At 63.0% G+C, this 23341-nt stretch carries 22 protein-coding genes and 2 tRNA genes; 13 read left to right on the top strand and 11 right to left on the bottom strand.

Annotated elements, in window-relative coordinates; genetic code table 11:
- Positions 1-35 precede the first annotated feature (35 nt).
- The 7 genes from rpoB to secE form a co-directional block, all read right to left on the bottom strand.
- Entirely contained in the window at positions 36-4178 is a 4143-nt protein-coding gene (rpoB, locus tag VIL88_RS03770) for a DNA-directed RNA polymerase subunit beta (RefSeq protein WP_331986113.1), read from the bottom strand.
- Positions 4179-4523: 345 nt separating this feature from the next.
- A complete protein-coding gene (rplL, locus tag VIL88_RS03765; protein WP_331986111.1) occupies positions 4524-4904 on the bottom strand; it encodes a 50S ribosomal protein L7/L12 in 381 nt (126 codons plus the stop codon).
- A gap of 48 nt (positions 4905-4952) precedes the next feature.
- Positions 4953-5471 carry a 50S ribosomal protein L10 gene (gene rplJ / locus VIL88_RS03760; protein WP_331986109.1) on the bottom strand — a complete coding sequence of 173 codons (519 nt, stop codon included), beginning with the start codon at positions 5469-5471 and terminating at the stop codon, positions 4953-4955.
- A gap of 278 nt (positions 5472-5749) precedes the next feature.
- The gene (gene rplA / locus VIL88_RS03755) at positions 5750-6442 is read right to left on the bottom strand and encodes a 50S ribosomal protein L1 (RefSeq protein ID WP_331986107.1); all 693 of its coding nucleotides are present in this window, start codon (positions 6440-6442) and stop codon (positions 5750-5752) included.
- A 4-nt stretch (positions 6443-6446) separates the two neighbouring features.
- On the bottom strand, positions 6447-6875 hold the full coding sequence (gene rplK / locus VIL88_RS03750; RefSeq protein ID WP_331986105.1) for a 50S ribosomal protein L11: 429 nt from the start codon (positions 6873-6875) through the stop codon (positions 6447-6449).
- 112 nt (positions 6876-6987) lie between these two features.
- Positions 6988-7518 carry a transcription termination/antitermination protein NusG gene (nusG, locus tag VIL88_RS03745; RefSeq protein WP_046138360.1) on the bottom strand — a complete coding sequence of 177 codons (531 nt, stop codon included), beginning with the start codon at positions 7516-7518 and terminating at the stop codon, positions 6988-6990.
- 32 nt (positions 7519-7550) lie between these two features.
- A complete protein-coding gene (secE, locus tag VIL88_RS03740) occupies positions 7551-7745 on the bottom strand; it encodes a preprotein translocase subunit SecE (protein WP_331986098.1) in 195 nt (64 codons plus the stop codon).
- Positions 7746-8000: 255 nt separating this feature from the next.
- Here secE and VIL88_RS03735 point away from each other — a divergent pair, with 255 nt between their 5' ends.
- From VIL88_RS03735 to VIL88_RS03690, 10 genes are all read left to right on the top strand, one after another.
- Complete coding sequence (locus VIL88_RS03735) at positions 8001-8282, top strand: hypothetical protein (RefSeq protein ID WP_331986096.1); 282 nt, start codon at positions 8001-8003, stop codon at positions 8280-8282.
- Between the two features lie 236 nt (positions 8283-8518).
- A complete protein-coding gene (locus tag VIL88_RS03730) occupies positions 8519-8782 on the top strand; it encodes a PilZ domain-containing protein (protein WP_331986094.1) in 264 nt (87 codons plus the stop codon).
- A 73-nt stretch (positions 8783-8855) separates the two neighbouring features.
- Positions 8856-9308, top strand: coding sequence for a hypothetical protein (locus VIL88_RS03725; protein WP_331986092.1), 453 nt, complete (start codon positions 8856-8858; stop codon positions 9306-9308).
- A gap of 92 nt (positions 9309-9400) precedes the next feature.
- Positions 9401-9474: transfer RNA gene (locus VIL88_RS03720), tRNA-Gly, on the top strand.
- Between the two features lie 141 nt (positions 9475-9615).
- Positions 9616-10635 (top strand): sugar ABC transporter substrate-binding protein, encoded by a 1020-nt coding sequence (locus tag VIL88_RS03715; protein WP_331986090.1) that lies wholly within the window; start codon positions 9616-9618, stop codon positions 10633-10635.
- 66 nt (positions 10636-10701) lie between these two features.
- Positions 10702-11778, top strand: coding sequence for an ABC transporter permease (locus VIL88_RS03710; protein WP_331986088.1), 1077 nt, complete (start codon positions 10702-10704; stop codon positions 11776-11778).
- Positions 11775-12542 (top strand): ATP-binding cassette domain-containing protein, encoded by a 768-nt coding sequence (locus VIL88_RS03705; RefSeq protein WP_331986086.1) that lies wholly within the window; start codon positions 11775-11777, stop codon positions 12540-12542. Before VIL88_RS03710 ends, VIL88_RS03705 begins: the two co-directional genes overlap by 4 nt.
- Positions 12543-12550: 8 nt before the next feature.
- Positions 12551-13336, top strand: coding sequence for an SDR family NAD(P)-dependent oxidoreductase (locus tag VIL88_RS03700; protein ID WP_331986084.1), 786 nt, complete (start codon positions 12551-12553; stop codon positions 13334-13336).
- A 115-nt stretch (positions 13337-13451) separates the two neighbouring features.
- A complete protein-coding gene (locus tag VIL88_RS03695) occupies positions 13452-14420 on the top strand; it encodes a TIGR03885 family FMN-dependent LLM class oxidoreductase (protein ID WP_331986082.1) in 969 nt (322 codons plus the stop codon).
- Between the two features lies 1 nt (position 14421).
- Positions 14422-16074, top strand: coding sequence for an alpha-amylase family protein (locus VIL88_RS03690; protein ID WP_331986080.1), 1653 nt, complete (start codon positions 14422-14424; stop codon positions 16072-16074).
- A 42-nt stretch (positions 16075-16116) separates the two neighbouring features.
- On the opposite strand, the gene VIL88_RS03685 is transcribed toward VIL88_RS03690, so the two are convergent.
- Positions 16117-16863, bottom strand: a complete 747-nt coding sequence (locus VIL88_RS03685) for an SDR family oxidoreductase (RefSeq protein ID WP_331986078.1) — start codon at positions 16861-16863, stop codon at positions 16117-16119.
- Between the two features lie 94 nt (positions 16864-16957).
- On the opposite strand from VIL88_RS03685, the gene VIL88_RS03680 reads away from it, so the two are divergent.
- Positions 16958-17875 carry an AraC family transcriptional regulator gene (locus tag VIL88_RS03680; protein ID WP_331986076.1) on the top strand — a complete coding sequence of 306 codons (918 nt, stop codon included), beginning with the start codon at positions 16958-16960 and terminating at the stop codon, positions 17873-17875.
- Positions 17876-17937: 62 nt separating this feature from the next.
- On the opposite strand, the gene VIL88_RS03675 is transcribed toward VIL88_RS03680, so the two are convergent.
- The 3 genes from VIL88_RS03675 to VIL88_RS03665 form a co-directional block, all read right to left on the bottom strand.
- The gene (locus tag VIL88_RS03675) at positions 17938-20346 is read right to left on the bottom strand and encodes an autotransporter outer membrane beta-barrel domain-containing protein (RefSeq protein WP_331986074.1); all 2409 of its coding nucleotides are present in this window, start codon (positions 20344-20346) and stop codon (positions 17938-17940) included.
- A gap of 60 nt (positions 20347-20406) precedes the next feature.
- Complete coding sequence (locus tag VIL88_RS03670; RefSeq protein ID WP_331986072.1) at positions 20407-21825, bottom strand: class I adenylate-forming enzyme family protein; 1419 nt, start codon at positions 21823-21825, stop codon at positions 20407-20409.
- Positions 21826-21937: 112 nt separating this feature from the next.
- Entirely contained in the window at positions 21938-22525 is a 588-nt protein-coding gene (locus VIL88_RS03665; RefSeq protein ID WP_331986070.1) for a hypothetical protein, read from the bottom strand.
- Between the two features lie 213 nt (positions 22526-22738).
- On the opposite strand from VIL88_RS03665, the gene VIL88_RS03660 reads away from it, so the two are divergent.
- Complete coding sequence (locus VIL88_RS03660) at positions 22739-23134, top strand: MAPEG family protein (RefSeq protein WP_331986068.1); 396 nt, start codon at positions 22739-22741, stop codon at positions 23132-23134.
- A 55-nt stretch (positions 23135-23189) separates the two neighbouring features.
- A tRNA-Trp gene (locus VIL88_RS03655) sits at positions 23190-23265 on the top strand.
- Positions 23266-23341 lie beyond the last annotated feature (76 nt).

Here is a 23341-nt window from a genome sequence, read left to right as displayed (position 1 = left end):
CCCTCGGGAAGTGAATGGGATGGGGAAGTGCCGGATTATTCCGCCGCTTCCTGAGGAGGTGCGAGCTCCGCTTCGGCCTGGCCGCCTTCGTCGCCGAGGTCACGCATGTCGAGTTCGACATTGAGACCCAGCGACCGGATTTCCTTGACCAGAACGTTGAAGCTCTCGGGGATGCCCGCTTCGAACGTGTCGTCGCCGCGAACGATGGCTTCGTAGACCTTGGTACGACCGGCAACGTCGTCCGACTTGATGGTGAGCATTTCCTGGAGCGTGTAAGCCGCGCCATAGGCTTCGAGAGCCCACACTTCCATCTCGCCGAAGCGCTGACCGCCGAACTGGGCCTTGCCGCCCAGTGGCTGCTGGGTAACCAGGGAGTAAGGACCGATCGAACGGGCGTGGATCTTGTTGTCCACCAGGTGGTCGAGCTTGAGCATATAGATATAGCCCACGGTCACCTGACGGTCGAACTGCTCACCGGTACGGCCGTCATAGACGGTCGACTGGCCGGAGCCCTTGAGACCCGCACGTTCCAGCATCTCGACGATGTCGGCTTCCTTGGCACCGTCAAACACCGGGGTCGCAATCGACACGCCCTTGGAAAGGTGTTCGCCGAGGCGGATGAGGCCATCGTCGTCCAGATCGGTAACCGACTCGTCACCTTCAAACAGCTCGCCGATTTCCTTGCGGAGTGGCTTGAGGTCGCCCTTCTGCTGGTAGATGCGGACCATCTCGTCGATCTTCTTGCCCATGCCGGCGCAAGCCCAGCCCAGGTGCGTCTCGAGGATCTGGCCCACATTCATGCGCGACGGCACGCCAAGCGGGTTGAGCACGATGTCGACCGGCGTACCGTCTTCGAGATACGGCATGTCTTCCACCGGCACGATGCGCGAAACCACGCCCTTGTTGCCGTGACGGCCAGCCATCTTGTCGCCCGGCTGGATCTTGCGCTTGGTGGCGATGAAGACCTTGACCATCTTCATCACGCCCGGCGGAAGTTCGTCACCGCGCTGGAGCTTGTCGACCTTGTCGATGAAGCGCTGCTCGAGGAGACGGCGGCTTTCTTCATACTGAGCATGAAGCGCTTCCATCTCGGTCATGACCTTGTCGTCCTCGACCGCGAACTGCCACCACTTGGAGCGGGGCTGGGCCTCGAACATCTGGTCATTGAGCTTGGTGCCGACGACATAGCCCTTCGGGCCAGCCGTGGCCGCCTTGCCGAACAGCATTTCCTTGAGACGCGCATAGACGTTGCGATCAAGGATCGACTGTTCGTCGTCACGGTCCTTGGCGAGGCGTTCGATTTCCTCGCGCTCGATCGCCATGGCGCGCTCGTCCTTGTCGATGCCATGGCGGTTGAACACGCGCACTTCAACAACAGTACCAGCATCGCCCGGCGGCACGCGCAGGGAGGTGTCACGAACGTCCGAGGCCTTTTCGCCGAAGATGGCGCGAAGCAGCTTTTCTTCCGGCGTCATCGGCGATTCACCCTTGGGGGTGATCTTGCCGACGAGGATGTCGCCCGGAGCAACTTCCGCACCAATGTGGACGATACCCGCTTCGTCGAGGTTCTTGAGCGCTTCTTCCGAAACGTTCGGAATGTCGCGCGTGATTTCCTCGGGACCAAGCTTGGTGTCGCGGGCCATCACTTCATATTCCTCGATGTGTATCGAGGTGAAGACGTCCTGCATCGCGATCTTTTCGCTCAGGAGGATGGAGTCTTCGAAGTTGTAGCCGTTCCAGGGCATGAAGGCGACGAGGACGTTGCGGCCGAGGGCGAGATCGCCCAGTTCGGTCGACGGACCATCGGCGATGATATCGCCCTGGTTGACGTGGTCACCGACAACCACCAGCGGACGCTGGTTGATGCAGGTCGACTGGTTCGAGCGCTGGAACTTCATCAGGTTATAGATGTCGACGCCCGACTTCGACGCATCTGTTTCTTCCGTTGCGCGAATAACGATACGGGTGGCGTCCACCTGGTCGACGATGCCCTTGCGCTTGGCGACGATGGCGGCGCCGGAGTCACGCGCCACGACCGCTTCCATGCCGGTACCGACATAGGGAGCGTGCGCGCGCAGCAGCGGCACAGCCTGACGCTGCATGTTCGAGCCCATGAGAGCACGGTTAGCGTCGTCGTTCTCGAGGAACGGGATCAGCGAGGCGGCAACCGACACCATCTGCTTGGGCGAAACGTCCATGAGGTCGACGTTTTCCTTGGGCGTCAGGCCGTTGTCGCCGGCGTGGCGAGCCACAACCAGGTCATGCATCAGCGTGCCGTCCGGATTGAACTCGACGTTTGCCTGGGCAACGTAGTGCTTGGCCTCTTCCATGGCGGAGAGATAGACAACTTCGTTGGTCAGCTTGCCGTCGACGATCTTGCGGTACGGGGTTTCGATGAAACCGTACTTGTTGACGCGGGCGAAGGTCGACAGCGAGTTGATCAGACCGATATTCGGGCCTTCCGGCGTCTCGATCGGGCAGATGCGGCCATAGTGGGTCGGATGCACGTCACGGACTTCGAAGCCTGCACGTTCGCGGGTGAGACCACCCGGCCCAAGAGCCGAAAGACGGCGCTTGTGGGTGATTTCCGACAGCGGATTGGTCTGGTCCATGAACTGCGACAGCTGCGAGGAACCGAAGAACTCGCGCACCGCGGCAGCGGCCGGCTTGGCGTTGATCAGGTCCTGCGGCATCACCGTGTCGATCTCGACCGAGCTCATGCGCTCCTTGATGGCGCGTTCCATGCGGAGCAGGCCAAGGCGGTAGCTGTTTTCCATGAGTTCGCCGACCGAGCGAACGCGGCGGTTGCCTAGGTTGTCGATGTCGTCGATTTCGCCACGGCCATCGCGCAGGTCGACCAGAGTGCGGACGACTTCAACGATGTCTTCCTTGCGCAGCGTGCGCATTGTGTCGGGCGCATCGAGCTCGAGGCGCATGTTCATCTTGACGCGGCCGACGGCCGAGAGGTCATAGCGTTCGCTGTCAAAGAACAGCGACTGGAACATGGCCTCGGCCGTATCGACGGTCGGCGGCTCGCCGGGGCGCATGACGCGGTAGATGTCGAACAGGGCGTCTTCACGCGACTCGTTCTTGTCTACGGCCAGCGTGTTGCGGATATAGGCGCCAATGGTGATGTGGTCGATGTCAAGGATCGGCAGCTCGTCGAAGCCGAGATCGAGCATCTTGGCCAGGGTCTTCTCGTCGAGCTCGTCGCCTGCCTCCATGTAGACCTCGCCGGTCTTCATGTTGATCAGGTCCTCGGCGACATACATGCCGTAGAGGTCTTCATCGACAGCCAGCAGGTGCGTGAGGCCGTTCTCGGCAAGCTTCTTGGCCTGGCGGGCCGAGAGCTTCTTGCCGGCTTCGTGCACAACGTCGCCCGTCTTGGCGTCGATCAGGTCATGGCTGGGCTTTGCACCCTTCCACTTCTCGGCATCGTAGGGAACGCGCCAGCCCTTCTCGGTCTTTTCGTAATTGAGCGTGTTGTAATAGGTCGCAAGGATTTCCTCGGCATCCATGCCGAGCGCCTTGAGCAGCGAGGTCACCGGGATCTTGCGGCGACGGTCGATACGGGCATAGACCACATCCTTGGCGTCGAACTCGATGTCGAGCCACGAGCCACGGTACGGAATGATGCGGCCGGCAAACAAGAGCTTGCCCGACGAGTGGGTCTTGCCCTTGTCGTGGTCAAAGAACACGCCGGGCGAACGGTGCATCTGCGAGACGATGACGCGCTCGGTGCCGTTGACGATGAAGGTGCCGTTCGACGTCATGAACGGCATGTCGCCCATGTAGACGTCCTGCTCCTTGATGTCCTTGACGGAGCGGGCGCCGGTTTCCTCGTCCACTTCGAACACGATCAGGCGCAGCGTCACCTTGAGCGGGGCAGCGAAGGTGATATCGCGCGCGCGGCACTCGTCGATGTCGTACTTGGGCTGCTCGAACTCGTACTTCACGAATTCAAGGGATGCAGTGTTCGAAAAGTCGGTGATCGGGAAGACCGAACGGAACACGGACTGAAGCCCTTCATCGGGACGGCCACCTTCGGGCTCGTCCACGAGGAGGAACTGATCGTAGGAGGCCTTCTGGACCTCGATCAGGTTGGGCATCTCCGTGACTTCGCGAATGGAACCGAAGGACTTGCGTACCTTGCGGCGGCCGTTGAACGTGGTAGCCATGAAAGCTCCTGTTTCTTGCGATGTGTCTCGGAGGCAGATATCCAAAAATCCGACTATCAGCCGTCGGGTTTCGGGATATGTGCCCGTTAAGGCAATAGGTGTGGCTAGGAGATGCCGGCGCCCTGCCCCAGCCAAGGACAGGAAGACGCGAAACGCCAAACACCCCGTGGTCGAGAACCACAGGGCAAGTGGACGTCACCGTGCCTTTGACATCAAATTCGTCATATATTCCGCAAATTGGCGCCAGGGACCCATCCAATCGGTCCGGCGAATCATCCCGTAAAAACGAGAATGTGGGATGGCACATAAAGCGCCACCCCACAAAAAACAAGACCTAAGTCGAAATTACTTGAGTTCGACCTTGGCGCCGGCGTCTTCCAGCTTCTTCTTGATGTCTTCGGCTTCAGCCTTCGAAGCGCCTTCCTTGACGGCCTTCGGAGCAGCTTCAACCAGTGCCTTGGCTTCGCCCAGGCCCAGACCGGTGATGGCGCGGACTTCCTTGATGACGTTGATCTTGTTGTCGCCGAACGAGGCGAGGATCACGTCGAATTCAGTCTTTTCTTCAGCAGCCGGGGCAGCAGCACCGCCGCCAGCGGCAGCAGCAACAGCAACCGGAGCAGCGGCGGAAACGCCCCACTTTTCTTCCAGCAGCTTCGACAGTTCAGAAGCTTCCAGGACGGTCAGGGCAGAAAGGTCGTCAACGAGCTTGGCGAGATCAGCAGCCATTTTTGTACTCTCTTGTAGAAGTTAAGGTTCGATAGGTTTGAAGAGGCCTTACGCCGCTTCGCTCTTTTCCGCATGGGCCGACAGGACGCGGGCAATACCTGCACCCGGTTCCTTGACGATACGGGCGATCTGGGCCGCAGGCTGCACGAGCAGTCCGGCGAGCTTGGCGCGCAGTTCGTCCAGCGACGGCATCGTGGCCAGCGTCTTGACGCCAGCGGCATCAAGCGCGGTTGCACCCATGGCACCGCCGAGAACCACGAACTTCTGGTTCTTTTCGGCGAAGGCAGCTGCGATTTTCGGCGCAACTACTGGGTCTTCCGCATACGCAATGACCGTCGGACCCTTGAACAGGTCCGCGATGTCAGCGACTTCGGTTTGCTTCAGAGCGAGCTTGGCAAGGCGGTTCTTGGCGACTTTGACCTGTCCGCCAGCCTTCTTGACCTGCACGCGCAGGTCAGTAAAGGCAGCGACGGAGAGGCCGGAGTTCTGGGCAACGACGATCGAGCCAGCACCGCCAAGGGCAGCCTGGAGCGACGAGACGAGCTCAGTCTTTTCCGCTCTTTCCATTACAGTCTCCACGAATTGACCCGGAAAACCGGGCCATTGCCAAATGCCGGTCCCACAAGGAGATCGGCGACTACGTGCCTGCCAGCGTCATGCTCGAAAGCAGTCGGCCTAGGTTCGAACCTTCTTCCGCCCTCGCGGGCAAATTGGGTTTCTCACCCCATCTATGCTGGCGCCTTGCGGCATTAAGCAGGTCATATGACCTGCACCGGCAGTCTCGGACAGGACTTGTACTCCCCAAAGGGGAGCAAGACCGGGCGGCCTGAACCGCCCAGAATTTCTTAGAGAGCCGAAGCCGGCTCCACATGGACGCCGGGGCCCATGGTCGAGGACACGGCAACCTTCTTGACGTAGGTACCCTTGGCGCCCGACGGCTTGCTCTTCACGACGGCGTCGGTGAAGGCCTTGATGTTCTGCAGCAGGGCTTCTTCCGAGAAGGAAACCTTGCCAACACCGGCGTGGAGGATACCGGCCTTTTCGACGCGGTACTCAACGGCGCCGCCCTTGGCAGCCTTGACGGCGCCGGCAACGTCCGGGGTAACCGTACCGACCTTGGGGTTCGGCATCAGGTTGCGCGGGCCCAGGATCTTACCCAGGCGACCGACCAGCGGCATCATGTCCGGGGTGGCAATGCAGCGATCGAAATCGATCTTGCCAGCCTGGATCTGTTCCATCAGGTCTTCGGCGCCCACGATGTCGGCACCGGCCTTGCGGGCTTCGTCGGCCTTGGCATCCTTGGCGAACACGGCAACGCGCACGGTCTTGCCGGTGCCGTTGGGCAGGTTCACGACGCCGCGGACCATCTGGTCGGCGTGACGCGGATCGACACCGAGGTTGATGGCGATCTCGACGGTCTCGTCGAACTTGGCCGAGGCGCGCGCCTTGACCATCTTCACGGCTTCATCGAGCTTGTAAAGCTTGTTGCGGTCGATGCCCTCGCGGGCCTTGGCGATCTTCTTACCAACGTGTGCCATCTAATCAGCCCTCGACCTGAATGCCCATGGAACGGGCAGAACCAGCGATCATCGACACGGCGGCGTCGATATCGTCGGCGTTGAGATCCTTCATCTTCTTTTCGGCGATGTCACGCAGCTGAGCCACGGTGATCGTGCCGGCCGATTCCTTGCCTGGCAGCTTGGAGCCGGACTTGAGGTTGACGGCCTTCTTGATGAAGTAGGTGACCGGCGGCTGCTTCATCTCGAAGGTGAAGCTCTTGTCGGCATAGGCGGTGATCACGACTGGAATGGGCGAACCCTTTTCCATTTCCTGCGTGGCGGCGTTGAAGGCCTTGCAGAATTCCATGATGTTGAGACCGCGCTGACCCAGAGCTGGGCCGATCGGCGGGGACGGCGTTGCGGAGCCCGCGGGCACCTGCAGCTTTACGTAGCCAACGATTTTCTTTGCCATTTTTCGTCCTTTCTGGTGCCTGGCGAGCCAGGCGTTTGACGCCGTGGTACGAGGCTGATGGGCATTGGCATGCGCCCGGCTCTCCCACGGTTTCCAGCCCTAGGGCCGGTGGTCAGACCTTTTCGACCTGACCGTATTCGAGCTCCACCGGAGTGGGACGCCCAAAAATCGAAACTTCCACCTTGAGGCGGGCACGCTCTTCGTCGACCTCTTCCACCACGCCGTTGAAGCTGGCGAAGGGACCGTCCGACACGCGCACATTCTCGCCCACTTCGAACGAGACGGAAGGCTTGGGATGCTCCACGCCTTCCTGCACCTGCTGCAGTATGCCCATGGCTTCCTTTTCCGAGATCGGCATCGGCTTGTTGTCCGAACCGAGGAAGCCGGTGACCTTGGGCGTGTTCTTGATCAGATGGAAGGCCTCGTCGGTCATGTCCATCTTCACCAGCACATAGCCCGGGAAGAACTTGCGCTCGGCATCCACCTTGCGGCCGCGGCGGATCTCGACGACCTTTTCGGTCGGCACGATCACGTCTTCAAACAGGTGCTCGAGCTTCTTCTGCGCAACCTTCTGGCGGATATCTTCCGCCACCTTGCGCTCGAAGTTGCTGTATGCCTGAACGATGTACCAGCGCTTGGCCATTAAGCGTCGCCGCTCCTCGAAAGTGTTGCCGCTTAGCGGATCGAAAGCATCAGGCCGACGAGCCAGGAAATCACCTGGTCGGCGGCAAGAAAGAACAGGCTCGCAAACAGCACCAGCACGAGGACCATGATCGTCGAGATCAGGACTTCGTTGCGCCCCGGCCAAGTGACCTTGGCGGTTTCCTGCCGAACTTGCTGCAGGAACTGGATCGGGTTGGTGCGGGCCATAAGCGAATCTACTCTTGGGTTTTGGTGCAAAACCAAAGGCCGCGCAGGAGTCCCGCACGGCTGGAAGTTGGCTATCTAGAGAAACTCGCCGGCAAATGCAACAGCCCGCGGCACGATGAGTAGCCAAAGCCGACTCGCCCGCCGATCACATTTACTAACGTTACGTTAACAAAGCTGCGAATCCTGCTTGCGCCGCGGCGGCCGATGGCATTTTATCGAAATGGGTCGAAATCGTGGCAGCGGGGAGGCTGTGACATGCCCGATACTCCGGCAAGCTTTGAGGTCAAGGGCTGCGAGGTGCGCTATTACGGGCCGCACCGCGCCATCTCCGGACGCGTAACCGGCGTGGTACGTGTTCTCGTGGAGCAGAGCTTCATGGGCAATCTCTCGCGCTATCACCTCGACCTCAAGGTCAAGGCCGACGTGGGCGCGGTGTCGACGGCTGAGGTGCGGACAGCGCTCCTGGCCCATGCCGCCCGGCAGCTCAATCGGCTCAAGGCCCGTCACACCGAAAAAATGGCCATCGCGGCTGAGTGAGTGGGAACCCGCAAGCGGCACCCGCGTTAACACTTAGCAGGTTTGCCCCTGCGACCTCCAAATACCCTCCCATGGATGACCCCGGCTCATGCACAAGGCCGGGGTCGCTCGTTTTTTGCGCTCTCCCTGCCCTCTCCGCAAAGTTGCTTGGGACTTGTCCCCAAGTGACTCCGAAGCCCGCAATTTTAACGATTTCCTTGATTCCCTGTTAACAGCCGAAGCCTAGGCCTAGTGGCATGAAAAGCTGGATCGAAAAGCGTAGCCACAGGCGCGATTGCATTCGCATCGCTGCAACTGCCGTCCTGGCGGACGGACTGGTGCGCGAGGATGTCCTCGTGGTGAACCTGTCGCGCTCCGGCGCAATGGTGGAACTGCCCGAGACCGTCGACCTGCCTCCCTCCTTCACCTTGCTGTTCAAGCACTCGCTCGAGCCCTGCCAGGTTGTCTGGCGCGCCGCACAGTTTGCCGGTCTGAAATTCGCGACGGTGCTACCGGAATAGATCGCAGCCGCTATTCGCGGGTTGCACCACTCCTGGCTCTATGCACAGATGTGGCCCGTGGGAGCGGGATCACATGCGCATCTGGGTACTCTTGTTTAGCGTAGCGGCGCTTAGCGCATGTTCCGGGCCCAATTCCGGGCTCAATACCCTGCAGTTCTCGCAAGAGGCCTATCCCTTTCCCGCAAACTACCAGATTGAGGCGGCACGCCTGGTGCGCGACCGCGGGCTCGACCGGCACGGGATCAGCGTTTCCTATCCGCAGCAAACCATCGGGAGCACCGTCTCCAGCCCGCGCCGCTGGTATGTGTGCCTGAGCGGCGTTCCCGACCCCATTGACCGCAGCACTCGCCTTCCCCCGCTTTCGGAATGGATCGGCGGATGGATGGACCGGCAACCGCCGCGTTACGACTTGGTCCTGTTTTTCTCCGAGGCAAGCCGGCGCCCCTCCGTCCGAGAGGGCACCAACAGCGCGCTTTGCCGCGATGCACGCTTGGAAGCCCTCACCGCCCAACCACCCGTCATTTGACCGCGTCCACCGGCAGGATCAAAAGGCACACAGTCGGGGCTTGCCAGTGCCGGCGCTCTCGCGCTAATGCCTATGCGCCGTTCACCGGCCTTGCGGGTATAGCTCAGTGGTAGAGCAGCAGCCTTCCAAGCTGAATATGCGGGTTCGATTCCCGCTACCCGCTCCAACTCCCCCACAATCCTAAACAATTGACACGCCATGGTCGGCGTGGTGATCATCGTCCTGCGAACGGCAGCGGGGAGGAGACCGCTTCTGTTCAGCGATGGTTCCGACCGGACAAATCCGGCGGACCTTGGGAGGAGAACACATGAACAGGTTTTTACGCACCGCTTCCGCGGCCGCCTTGTTGTGCACTCTTGCTGGCGGATCGGCCGCCTATGCACAGGACATCGTCGGCCTCATCACCAAGACCGAGGGCAACCCCTTCTTCGTCAAGATGCGCGAGGGCGCGCAGGCCAAGGCCGACGAACTCGGCCTCGACCTCAGGACCTATGCCGGCGACTTCGACGGCGACAACGAATCCCAGATCGCGGCCATCGAAAGCCTGATCGCGGCCGGCGCCAAGGGCTTTGCCATCGTGCCCTCTGACTCCTCGGCCATCGTGCCGACGATCCAGCAGGCACGCGACGCCGGGCTCCTGGTGATCGTCCTCGACACCCCGCTCGAGCCCATGGATGCAGCGGACGCGACCTTTGCCACCGACAACCGCCAGGCCGGGCGCCTGATCGGCCAATGGGCCGCCGGCACGCTGGGCGACGAGGCAGCCAATGCCAAGATCGGCTTCCTCGACCTCGCCACCAACCAGCCCACCGTGGACTACCTGCGCGACCAGGGCTTCATGGAAGGCTTCGGCATCGACGTGAAGGATCCCAACCGCTATGGCGACGAAGACGACCCGCGCATCTGCGGCCATGAAGTCACCGCCGGCTCGGAAGAAGGCGGCGTCACCGCCATGGAAACCCTGCTCCAGCGCTGCCCCGACATCAACGTCGTCTATGCCATCAACGAACCGGCAGCGGCCGGCGGTTACCAGGCCCTGCAGGCCGCGGGCGTCGAGAACGTCCTGATCGTCGCCGTCGATGGCGGCTGCCCGGGCGTTCAGAACGTCAAGGACGGCATCATCGGCGCCACCTCCCAGCAATATCCGCTGGACATGGCGTCGCTCGCCATGGAGGCGATCGCCAAGTTCGCCGCCGACGGCACCAAGCCGGAGGTCGACCCTGAACTCGGCTTCTACGACACCGGTGCACGCCTGGTTACCGATAAGCCGGTGGAAGGCGTCGAATCCATCGACACTACTGAAGGCGCCGAGCTCTGCTGGGGCTGATCCGCTCCCGGCCCTTCCGGCGCTAACCGGAAGGGCTTTTGCCGCCGACCCATTGCGGAGACAGCCATGAGCGATGACGCCACCGGTTCAGCCACGGCGGAGCGCGGTCTTGCCGCCGGCCACCACGGCGTGGCCAGCTTCGAGGACGAAGCGCCCAGCCCCCTGCGCCGCATCCAGCACTTCTTTCACCAGAACCCCACCGCCATTCCGGCCATCATCCTCATCGTCGCCGTGGCCGTTTTCGCCGTGGTCACCGGCGGCCGCTTCTTTGGTGCGCTCAACCTCTCGCTGATCCTCGCGCAGGTGACCCTGATTGCGCTCCTGGGCACCGCGCAGACCCTGGTGATCATCACCGCCGGCATCGACCTTTCCGTCGGCGCCATCATGGTCCTGTCCTCGATCATCATGGGCAAGCTCGCGGTCGACTACCAGGTACCCGTAACGGTCGCGTTTCCTGTCGGCCTGCTGACCGGCTTGCTTTGCGGCCTCGCCAACGGGCTCCTCGTCACCGCCCTCAAGCTCCCGCCCTTCATCGTCACCCTGGGCACGTGGAGCATCTATGGCGCCCTGATCACCTTGGTCTCCAACGCCGCCACCATCCGCTCACAGGCGCTCGACCAGTTCGCGCCCTTCCTCAAATCCATGGGCGCGCGCATCCCGCTCGGCGGTGGCGCCTTCCTGATGTACGGCTCCATCCTGATGATCCTGGTCGCAGTGGTCATCTGGTATATCCTGAGCCGCACCGCCTTCGGCCGCCACGTCTATGCCATCGGCGACGACCCGCACGCCGCACGTCTCTCGGGCATCCAAGTCAACAAGACCCTGGTTGGCGTCTACACGCTGGCCGGCCTGCTCTGCGGCATCGCCGGCTGGGTGCTGATCGGCCGTGTCGGCGCCGTATCGCCCCTCGGCAACCAGACCGCCAACCTCGATGCCATCACCGCCGTGGTCATCGGCGGCACCTCGCTCTTTGGTGGCCGCGGCTCCATCGTCGGCACGCTGTTCGGCGCGCTGATCGTGGGCGTCTTCGACTCCGGCCTGTCGCTGACCGGCGTCGATCCGCTCTGGCGGCAGCTGACCGTCGGCGCCCTCATTATCGTCGCCGTCGCCATCGACCAGTGGATCAGGAGGATTTCGGCATGACCGCCCCCGTCCTCGAAGCCCGCGGCCTCACCAAGCGCTATGGCCGCGTGGTCGCCCTCGACAATGCCGATTTCGACCTCCAGGACAACGAGATCCTTGCCGTCATCGGCGACAATGGCGCCGGCAAATCCACCCTGATCAAGGCGCTCTGCGGCGCGGTCGTTCCCGACGGTGGCGAAATCCGCCTTGGCGGCAATCCCGTAAGTTTCCGCTCGCCGCTCGAAGCCCGCCTGGCCGGCATCGAGACGGTCTATCAGGACCTCGCGCTCTCGCCCGCCCTTTCGATCGCCGACAACATGTTCCTGGGCCGCGAATTGCGCAAACCCGGCATAGCAGGATCGGTATTCCGCCGGCTCGATCGCGCCCGCATGCAGAAGATCGCCCGCGAGAAGCTCTCCGAACTCGGCCTCATGACCATCCAGAACATCAACCAGGCGGTGGAAACCCTGTCCGGTGGGCAGCGGCAGGGCGTCGCCGTCGCCCGCGCCGCGGCCTTCGGCAGCCGCGTCGTCATCATGGACGAGCCCACCGCCGCCCTGGGCGTCAAGGAAAGCCGCCGCGTGCTCGAGCTGATGCTCGACGTCAAGAGCCGTGGCCTCCCCATCGTCCTCATCTCGCACAACATGCCGCATGTTTTCGAAGTCGCCGACCGCATCCACATCCACCGCCTCGGCCGGCGCATCGCCGTCATCAATCCACGCGATTTTTCGATGTCGGACGCCGTCGCCATCATGACCGGCGCCATGAAGCCACCGGCAAACTAGGAGCTGAAATGGATCTGGGACTGCGCGGCAAGGTTGCCGTCATCACGGGCGGCACGGTCGGCATCGGCCTTGCCGTTGCCGAAGGATTGGCAGCCGAGGGCGCGAACGTCGTCCTCGTCGGCCGCAACGGCGAGCGCGCCGAGCAGGAAGCGGCACGCATCGCGTCGGCCTTCGGCGTCACCGCCAAGGCCGTCGCAGCCGATGTCGCGACACGGCTGGGCTGTGACGACGTGATCGGTAACACGGTCGCTACCTTTGGAGGCGCCGATATCCTGATCAACAATGCCGGCACCGGCTCCAACGAAACCATTCTGGAAGCTGAAGACAGCAAGTGGCAGTATTACTGGGATCTTCACGTGATGGCGGCGGTGCGCCTCGCCCGTGGCCTCGTGCCCGCCATGCGCAGCCGCGGCGGCGGCGTCGTGCTGCACAATGCGTCCATCTGCGCCGTGCAGCCGCTCTGGTATGAGCCTATCTACAACACCACCAAATCCGCGCTGATGATGTTCTCCAAAACCCTCGCCAACGAGGTCGTCAAGGACAATATCCGCGTCAACACCGTCAATCCCGGCCTCGTCCTCACCCCCGACTGGATCAAGACCGCCAGGCAGATCGCCGGCGAAGACGGTTACCAGCAGCACCTGCAGTCGGTGGCCGACGAAGCCGGCGGCATGCAGCGCTTCGCCACTCCCGAGGAACTGGCGCATTTCTTCGTCTTCCTTTGTTCAAACAAGGCCAGCTACTCCACCGGCTCCACCTATTTCGTGGACGGCGGCTGGCTCAAGACCATCTAATCCGCGCGCTCGCCTGTAGCCTGCTCCATATGGAGCGAGGGGTCGCTTCAGGCCCAAAGCCTGGAACACAAAAAGCAAACTTCCGTTGTCCCACATACCCTTGGGACAGGATGCTATGCCGACAATTGGATTTCACGCCTCGCACGAGCAGATCGACCCGGCGGCGCTGCTCAAGGCGGTGGTGCTTGCCGAACAGGCCGGTTTCAACGCTGCCATGTGTTCCGACCACTTCGCGCCATGGAGCGAGCGGCAAGGTCAGTCGGGCTTCGCCTGGGCGTGGCTCGGCGCGGCCCTCCAGGCCACCTCCCTGCCCTTCGGCGTGGTCAACGCGCCAGGGCAGCGCTACCATCCCGCCATCATCGCGCAGGCCGCGGCAACGCTGTCGCAGATGTTTCCCGAGCGGTTCTGGATGGCGCTTGGCTCCGGCGAGGCAGCCAACGAGCACATCACGGGCGAGGCCTGGCCCAAAAAGGGCGTCCGCAATGCGCGTCTGGGTGAATGCGTTGACGTCATGCGCCAGCTCTTTGCCGGAGAAACGGTGACACGGCATGGCCTGGTCACGGTGGACCGCGCCAAGCTGTGGACGCGCCCCAACATACCCCCAAAGATGATCGGCGCCGCTGTCAGTGCCGAGACGGCGCACTGGGTCGGCGGTTGGGCCGACGGGCTGATCACCATCAACCAGTCCCACGACAAGCTGCAGCGGATCATCGATTCTTTCCGCGCTGGGGGCGGCGAAGGAAAGCCCATCTACCTCCAGTGTCACATCGCCTACGCGCCCGATGCCGATACGGCGCTCGACATTGCTTACGACCAGTGGCGATCTAACATCTTTTCACCGCCTCTATGCTGGGACCTGGAGCTTCCGGAGCATTTCGACGAGGCATCGCGCTTCGTGCGCCGCGAGGACATGCACGCCTCCGTCCTGATCTCCCACGAGCCTGCCCGCTATGTGGACCTCTTGGGAGAATTCCTCGCGCTAGGTTTCGACGGCCTTTATCTCCACCATGTGGGGCAACAGCAGCAGGCCTTCATCGAGACGTTCGGCGAACGCGTCCTCCCGCAACTCAAGGCAAGCAGCTGACATGGACATTTCGCAAACGAGCGACGCCTGGTGGAAGAATGCCATCTTCTACTGCCTCGACGTTGAAACGTTCCGCGACGGCAATGGCGATGGCACCGGCGACTTCCAGGGGCTGACCGACCGGATCGACTACCTGGCGGGGCTAGGCGTCACCTGCATCTGGCTCATGCCCTTCTACCCCACGGCAAACCGCGACGATGGCTATGACATCACCGACTACTACGCCGTCGACCCACGCTACGGCTCGCTGGGCGACTTCGTCGAGTTTCTCCGCACAGCGCAGGATCGCGGCATTCGGGTCATTGCCGATCTGGTGGTCAACCACACCTCGGCAGAGCACCCCTGGTTCAAGGCCTCCCGCTCCAGCAAGGATTCGCCCTATCGCGACTGGTATGTCTGGCGGGACTCCGTGCCGGAAGGCGCCTCGGAGGGCCTGGTCTTTCCCGACAAGGAAAACAGCAAGTGGGAGCTGGACCGTGCTACTCGCCAATACTATCTTCACCGCTTCTACAAGCATCAGCCGGATCTCAACGTCGTCAATCCGGCCGTGCGCGACGAGATCCGCAAGATCGTCGGCTTCTGGCTCGAACTGGGCCTGTCCGGCTTTCGGGTCGACGCCGTACCCTTCCTCCTTGAAACCGAAGGCATCGTTCAGCCGATGGAGGTGGAGCCGCACGATTGGCTCCGCAACCTGCGCGGCTTCCTCGGCCGCAGGCGAGGCGATGCGGTCCTGCTCGGCGAGGTCAACCTCGACTATGAAGGGGTGAGGACATTCTACGGCGACGGAAGCGGCGATGAGCTGCACATGTGCCTCAATTTCAACCTCAACCAGGCCTTCGCTCTCGCGCTGGTGCGGCAGGATGCCGGCGGGCTGATCCATAATCTTCGAGCCATGCCGACCCTACCCAAGGACGCTGCCTGGGCAAACTTCGTCCGCAACCATGACGAGTGGTCGCTCGACAAGCTCACCGAAGCCGAGCGTCAGGAAGTCTTCCGCGCCTTCGGCCCCAAGCCCGACATGCAACTGTTTGGACGGGGGCTGCGCCGCCGCCTGCCCACCATGCTGGACGGCGACCAGGCGCGCCTTCGCATGGCCTATAGTCTGATGTTCGCCTTGCCGGGCGCGCCCGTCCTTTTCTACGGCGAAGAAATCGGCATGGCCGAAAATCTCGAGATCGAGGGCCGCATGAGCGTCCGTTCGCTGATGCAATGGTCCGATCAGCCCAATGGTGGCTTCTCCGAAGCCGCGGCCGAGACGCTCTGCCGGCCGCTGCTGAAAGCCAAAAAGTGGGGCCCCTCATCCATCAGCGTCCGGGCGCAGGAACGCGACCCCGATTCCCTGCTTGCCTGGATGGAGCGTCTGATCCGCCGTCGTCGCGAGATGCCCGAAATCGCCTTCGGCGAATGGAGCCTGTTGCCGGTCGCCGATCCAGCGGTGCTGGCGCTGAACTACGCGTGGGGCGATCGCAGGTCCATTCTGCTGCACAACCTCTCACCGGATCGCAAGGCTTTCACCGTCCAACTCGGGCAAGTTCCGGACAGGTCCGTCCTGGTCGATCGCCTGGGCAGCGAGGACATCGCGCTGCAAAAGGACGGCACGGCAGCCCTAAGCCTCGATGGCTTCGGCTGCCGCTGGCTCAGCGTCCTGAGCTAACCCTATGCCGGTTTCGCACCCCAGCCATAAAATCGCGCCGGATTAACTCGCAAGCGCGAGAGCGTCGGCGCCCGCTGCGATGCGAAGTGGCGCTGCCGGATCGTTGGCCGCACGCCAGACCGCCTCCGCCACGTCGGCCGAATGCGTGACTGGCCTTCCAGGCGTTCTCATCTCGCCGATTACACCCTGGGCGAACTCGTTATAGGCTTCGGGAAAGCCGCCCTGTTCCTTCAGGCGTGACAGTGCTGCGGCGCCAAAGCTCGTTTCCGGCGCAGACCCGGGAAGCACGATCTTGACGTCGATGCCAAACGGGGCAAGTTCCAGGGCAAGGGACTCCGTAAACGCATTCACCGCCGCCTTGCTGGCCGTATAGGCGGAAAGCAGCGGCAGGGGCTTCAAGGTGACGCTCGATGTCACGTTGATGATCAGGCCTGCCCCTCTGGCGCGAAACTGCGGGAGCACCGCCGCGATCATCCGCATTGTGCCAAGGGTGTTGGTCTCGAACAACGATCGGGCTACGGCGGTAGGTGTTCCTTCCAGCGCATTCAACCAGCCGATGCCTGCATTGTTGACCAGAACGTCGATAGGGCCCGCCGCCTCTACGGCAAAGCGAACGCTTTCGTCGTCGGTCACATCTAGCGGAAGCACCACCAGATGGTCCGAAGCGGGCAGCAGCTGAGCCTGCGGCGACCGCATGGTGGCCACGACCTTCCAGCCACGTTCCAGAAAATAGCGGGCGGTCTCTAGGCCAAAGCCGGATGAGCAGCCGGTTATCAGTACGGTTTTCATGACAAGTCCTCTTTGGGTTCAACACCCTGTAAGTGGACTGCATTTTCTGGACGCGCTATAACGGCGAATACGAGAAACATTCGAGAACGTCCTGATGATCGACCCTCTGGCACAAATCGTGACTTTGCTGCAGCCGAGCATGCCTTTTTCGAAGGCAGCGAGTGGCGCTGGCAACTGGCGGGTCGATGGCGCTGGCGACGGTAGCCCGTTCTTCGCCTTGATCCTTGAGGGAGGGGCATGGCTGTCCATCAACAGCCAGCCAGCAATTCAGCTGGTCGAGAACGATTTCGTGCTGATTCCAGCCGCTGATCGGTTTGCGATGTCCAGCCTGGACGATACCCCTGCTGAGGGTAATGATCCGGCGCGCGTCACCAAGCTCGTCGACGAAACGCGTCATGGCGATCCGAACGCGCAGCCGAACATGCGGGCGCTGATCGGGCGGCTGGCCTTTGGGTCTCCCGATGCAACCATGATCTTCGCCCTTCTGCCTTGCCTGCTGCACGTCCGCAATCAGGCGCGCCTCGTCGCTCTGGTTCAGATGATCCGCAGCGAAGCACAAGAAGCCCGTCCAGCCAGAAACATCGTGCTCGAGCGCCTGCTGCAACTGCTGCTGATCGAAGCTCTCCGGTCGGATGCCGCCGGATTGGAAACGCCCGGTCTCCTCCGTGGCCTTGCAGACCGGCACCTGGGGCCGGCGATCCGTCTCGTGCATCAAAGCCCCGCCAGAGCCTGGACGATCGAGGATTTGGCAGCGGCTGCCGGCCTTTCGCGCTCGGTATTTTTCGACAGGTTCCAGAAGCAGACCGGGATGGCCCCCATGGAATATCTTCTGGCTTGGCGCATGGCGCTCGCCAAAGACATGTTGAGCCGCACGACTTCCGGAATGAAGGAGATCGCCGCGCAGATCGGCTATGGCTCAGCGAGCGCCTTCAGCGTTGCCTTCTCTCGCGTTGTCGGCGTGCCGCCGAGCCAATACGCCCAATCGGCGCGCTCCGCCCTCAAGGCGGCTTAGAATATGGCGAGGCGTACACTGCCTCTGCCCATCAAGCGAGCAGAGGCAGCCTCGGTGCAGGGTCAGAACTTCAGCGACAGTCCCGCCTTGGCGGTGTGAACCATGTCGGTGCCGCTATACTCACCCTCATAGGTCACCCCGACGGAGAGGTTCGATCCCATGCCGAGGGCAATACCAGCATTGAGCAGGGCCACATCACGCGCCGCCGACACCCCGGCGACAGTAAATGCAGGGCTGCCGGCAAAGGCATGGACGCTCTGCGCGTCGCCGCCCCAGGTATGGCGATAGGCCAGGCCGCCGTCCAGCGTCACCTTCATGTCGTTCTCCAGCTCGAAGCTGACCGAGGCGCGCACGCCCAGCGTGGCAAATGCCTGCATCGACACGCTCTCGACTGCGCTGATCGCCGCGGCGCCGCCCGTCTCGGTGAAGCCATTGCGCTGCTGGCGTACGACGCCGAGCTGGGCAAAGGGCTCGACCGTGCCTTGGCCGACCTCCAGCGCGTGCGCAACCTCGCCGAAGGCCTGCGTGGTGCTCGCGCCATAGCTGGCACGCAGCACGCTTTCGAGGCCTGGAACGCTGACCGTGCGGCTGCTGGAAACATCGTGGTAGACGTGGTTCACGCCCAGCTTGACGGAGGTCTGCCCAAAGCTCGTTCCCCCATAGACGCCGAAGCCATAGTCCTGCGCATTGAGCGTCGATGACCTGCCGCTTGCATCGATGCGCGTGCTGCCGAGGTTGAGCAGGGCACCGATGCGCCAGTCCCCGACCACGCCGTCAAGACCGGCAACGATCCCACCGCTGCGCGCCTCGCTGCCGCCAAGCGCCGGGGTGCCGCCGATACGGGCATAAGAGCCATAGGCGGTGCCCCACACAGCGCGCTCCGGCGCCGAAAGGTCCACTTGCTCCTCGCCCGTGTCGACCATGGACATCACGCCGTCTCCGCCGGTTTCAGCCGAGGACAGCCGATCGATCACCACCTGCCGCATCTGCCCCGTCGCCTGGGCAAAGGCACTCTGCGCCGTGGCATGGCTTTCGCCCGATAGGTTATCGAAGGCGAATTGAGCATCGCTGATGCTGCCTGAGAACAACACCGCCTGGTATAGGCTGTTGCCCGTTCCTGCCCCCTCGAGGGCACCGGCCACGGCAGCCTGGTTCGGCGTTGCCGCTGAGCCGCTCAGGCCACCGGCTTTCGTCTGGAGCTGCATGCTGACCGCGGTGGGATCCGAATAGTCGAATTCCGCCGAAAGGAAGGCCATCGGCGTCGCCTGGAAGCCCTGCCCCGTCTTGGTCACCTGCCCGCCCGCCGTCAGGATGCGGTAGATCTTGGCCGGCGCATAGGAGCCCGCCAGCGCCGCCACCTCCACCCTGACATTGCCGACCTCGGCATTGCCCCCGACGTGAACCGAGCTCGTGTCGCCCGCCGGCGTCACCGCCACGCGATAGGTCGCACCGTCCTTGAGCACGAGGTCCGCGGTCGCGTTGTCCGCGTCGCCGGCAATCGTCAGCTTGCTGCCCGCAGCACCCGGCGCGAGGATGCCGCCGCTCTGCACTTCCAGCTGATGAATGCTGCCCGTACCTGCCACGGTAGCGCCGGACCCCACCGAAACCCGAGACTTGCTCAGCCCGCCGGTGACGGTGAGCGTTCCTGCCTGGACGCGAGTAGCGCCTTCATAGTCGCTGTTGCCAGAAAGGGTCCAGTTGCCGCTGCCGACCTTCACCAGTTCCGACTCCGCATCCACGTCCAGCCCGCGGAGCCGGCCGGAAAAGACTGCATCGGCGTTGTCCGTGCCTACCTGGACGCTCTTGCCATCGCTGGAGTGGTTCAGGGTTACCTCTCCAGCGCCAGCCAGCGATCCCACCACTGCAGGCGCACTGAGCCAGGCGGTGGACCCGTGCGCGACGGTTACTCTACCAGTAACGCGGCCGTGATCGGGTGCACCCTTGCCGACCGTTATGCCCCCATCACTAACAAGAATATCGCCTTCAACATCCGACACATTGAGCGATCCACCGCCACGCTTCTCGATACCGTTGCGCGCGATGAGCTTACCGGCGATGTCGACATAGCCGGGCCCCTCTACGATACCCCTCTCGTCAAAAACGACAGTTGTCGTGTCATGGAACCGGACGCCGTAGCCCCCGCCAAGCGCTGCTATCTGCGGTGCAGTCCCGGAGAAATGAACAACTCCGTTCTGCAGCCAGTGCGTTGCCCCGTGCTCGCTGGTGAGCCTGTTCAGCGTTAGGCTTGCTGCGGCAAGGTCAATGTCAGACCAGTCGGAGCCGGGGAGAATCGCCTCCGCCGCCGCAGAATCCGGTACACCGTTGGACCAGTTAGCAGTATCACCCCAGACGCCGTAGTTGTTGCCGATCCACGTGGACTGCTGCCCCAGCGCCGGTGGCACGAGCGCCGTGGCAAGCAGCAGGGAGAAAATGGTTGCTTGATGCAGCGAACGCGCAGGTAGTCGGAACATGATAGGCCTTGGAAATAAGAGGATAGAACGAAGCGAGGGCACCGCGGCGCCCTGCCGGCGCTAGGCGGCGCTGCCCTGGATGATGGCGATGAGCTTTTGCCGCTCGATCTTGCCGCGGGGATTGCGGGGAATGTGCTGCACCGGGTGCAGCGTGATCGGCGCGGGCAGCTGCTGCTCGAGCTTGGCCGGAACGCGGTAGGCGCTTGCCTCCCCCTCCAGCACCATCGCGGCATGCAGCCGCGGCAGCCCATGGGCATCCGGCAGTGCAAACGCCGCCGAATCCTTGATGGCGGGATCGGTCAGCAGCAATTCCTCGATCGCCCAGGCCGAAACCTTCTCGCCACCAAGGTTGAGCACCTCGTCCTCGCGCCCCTCGATGACGATCAGCCCATTCTCGTGCACCCGCCCGATGTCACCGGGGTAGAACCAGCCATCGGCAAAGCGGCTGCCGCCCTGCTCGCTGTCGCCAAGATAGCCCCGCGCCATCGCGGGACCTCGGACACGCAGCCTGCCTGTCTCGCCCATTGGCAAGGCCTCGCCGGACGGACCTGCCGCCTCTGCCTCCGCCCAGGGCGAGATGAACGCGGTGGCGCCGGTTTCGCCCGAGAGCCGCTTGGCCGGTCCGCTGCCCACGATGCCCACCTCGGTCGCCGCATAAACGAACAGGAGGTCGTCGGTGAGGCGTTCACGGGCCAGCTCGACCAGTCGCGCCGGCGTCGCGCTGCCGCTGAGCACGATGCGCAGGTCATCGCGCATCGCAAAATCGGCCGGCAGGGTCTCGATGATGTGGCGCAACTGGATTGGCGCCATGACGCTATAATTCGGCCGCAGCGTCACCATCGCCTCGGCAACGCTGATGCCGCTGGGATAGAGCACCGTGCCGCCCATGATCCAGGTGCTCAGCGCCGTCGTATAGGCGCCGGTATTCATGCCCATCACGGCAAGGGAGCGCGGCTTGAACGGCATGGGGGCCGCCAGCCCCTGCATCAGCCAGGCATCGACATGGTCTCGCTCCAGCGCGATCTGCTTGGGCGTTCCCGTCGTGCCCGACGAAAGAACGATGCGCACCACGTCATCGCCACGGCTCTCGCGGCGTGGTGCCGCGCCGGTGCCGGCAAAGGCGGCAGCAAGCCAGTCCGGGGTGACATGGACAAAAAGCGGCGCCAGATGCGCCTGGTCCGCTGTCTCCCCCAGGATCAGCTGCGGCTGCACCAGCCGGGCCGTGTCTCCACTGCTGTCGTCGGAGACCGACACGCAGCCGTGCCGCTCCAGCGCGAAGAACAGCAGCCAGTGCACGTAGGGACGGCTGTCCGAGATCAGGGCGACGCTGCCCGCCTCCGGATTGTACTGCTGGAGATGGGCTGCGACGCGTTCGATATCCTGCGCAAAGCGCCGATAGGTGATCTTGGCTTGCGGCGTTTCGAGCGCCACGGCATCGGGATAGTTCCCCGCACGCCGGCGAATGATGTTTTCGAACATTGTTTTGTGGCCAGAAGCGGATTCAGGGCGTGAGGGGACGACACCGCCCGCCTCTTCCAGTGGAATGACGTGAATGGATCGGCGATGCGGCCGGCGGCCGCGCTCGGACTGCCTACTTGCGAACCACCGCGAAGAACTCTTCGGGTAGGTCGAGATCGCCGCGGATCAGCGCGTCGAAGGCCAGCTGCTTCTGGGCGCTGCGGCGATCCGAGCCGATGTCCATGTTTGTTTCGGTGATCTCGCCGCCGCCGATCTTGAGGGTCAGCTTGGCGCCCTCGAACATGCCGGCGATCATGTTCAGCGTTTCCTGGTCGGTCTCGGCCGGGTCGGCCGCCACTTCGCCCTTGAGCTCCTCGAGCGGGATGGCAACGCGGACCAGCCCCGGACCCACGCTCGTGATGCGCAGCGCCTCCTCGCCATCCTCGTCCACCGAGAGTTCCTCGAAGCTACCGGTCTCGGAAATCACGCAGGTGGCAGAGCCGCCGCCTACCGAGAGTTCGCCCTCGGCGCAGAACTCGTCGGCCTCCCCGGCCTCGCTGCCGGACTTGAGCATGTCATAGGTGGATTGCTCGATCACCTGGGTGATGCGCAGCGTCCCATCGGTGGCGCTGGCGACGTCCACTTCCACAGTGGCATCGACGCAACCGGCAACACTTGCCACGAGAACCAAGGCGGCCGAACGGCCCATCCAACCCATCATTTTCATATTTCCTGCAACAGAATCAGGCCGCTGCAGTGCTGGCACCCGCGGCTCGGCCGGAGCGATAAACCGATGACGGTGCAGGCTCCCCACCCAAACAGGTGGGACAGGTCAGCGTCGGCGAGTGCGCTCCACCCGATTTCGTCTCCCTTCCATTGCTGCTACCGCTTCAGCATGCCGCTGAGTCGAAGCGGTGCTCTGGGGGTCCTTGCCATGCTGCTGCTGATCATCTTCCTCGTGCTGCTTCTCCTGCTGGTCCAGGTTTTCCTGCCCGGCCGCTATCTGGCGGAACAGGTGGGGCAAAGCGCCCAGATGGGGCCGCGCGACGACCTGCCGGAGCCCTCGACGGAACTGGCGCGGTCGCGGCGTGCCCTCGCCAATCTGCAGGAAACGCTGCCGATCTTTCTGACCGTGGCCATTCTCTCCATCGTCTTTGGGGAGGAGGGCTGGCTGTCGCTCTTGGGCGCCTGCCTCTACCTCTTCGGCCGGGTAGCGCATCTGCCCTGCTACCTAAAGGGGCTCACCCCGTGGCGCTCGCTTGCCTTTCTGGTCGCGCTGATCGGCATTGCGCTGATGATCATCCCGCTCGTGCCCCACATCTGGCGCTAGCGGTGCAAGGGGTCTTGCGAAACACCCCGATTGCCATTAGACAGACCTCGCCTGAAGGGGTTTAGCTCAGTTGGTAGAGCATCGGTCTCCAAAACCGAGGGTCGTGGGTTCGAGTCCCCCAGCCCCTGCCAGGCACTCATCCGACATTTCCGAACCGACCGCGCCCGCGCAACGCAGATGTGATTGTGCACAGCGTTGAAGCTTTGC

This window comes from Devosia sp. (assembly GCF_036563435.1).
Classification (GTDB): Bacteria; Pseudomonadota; Alphaproteobacteria; order Rhizobiales; family Devosiaceae; genus Devosia.
The sequence above is the reverse complement of the archived record's forward strand: the minus strand, read 5'-3'. Positions and strand labels throughout refer to the sequence as shown.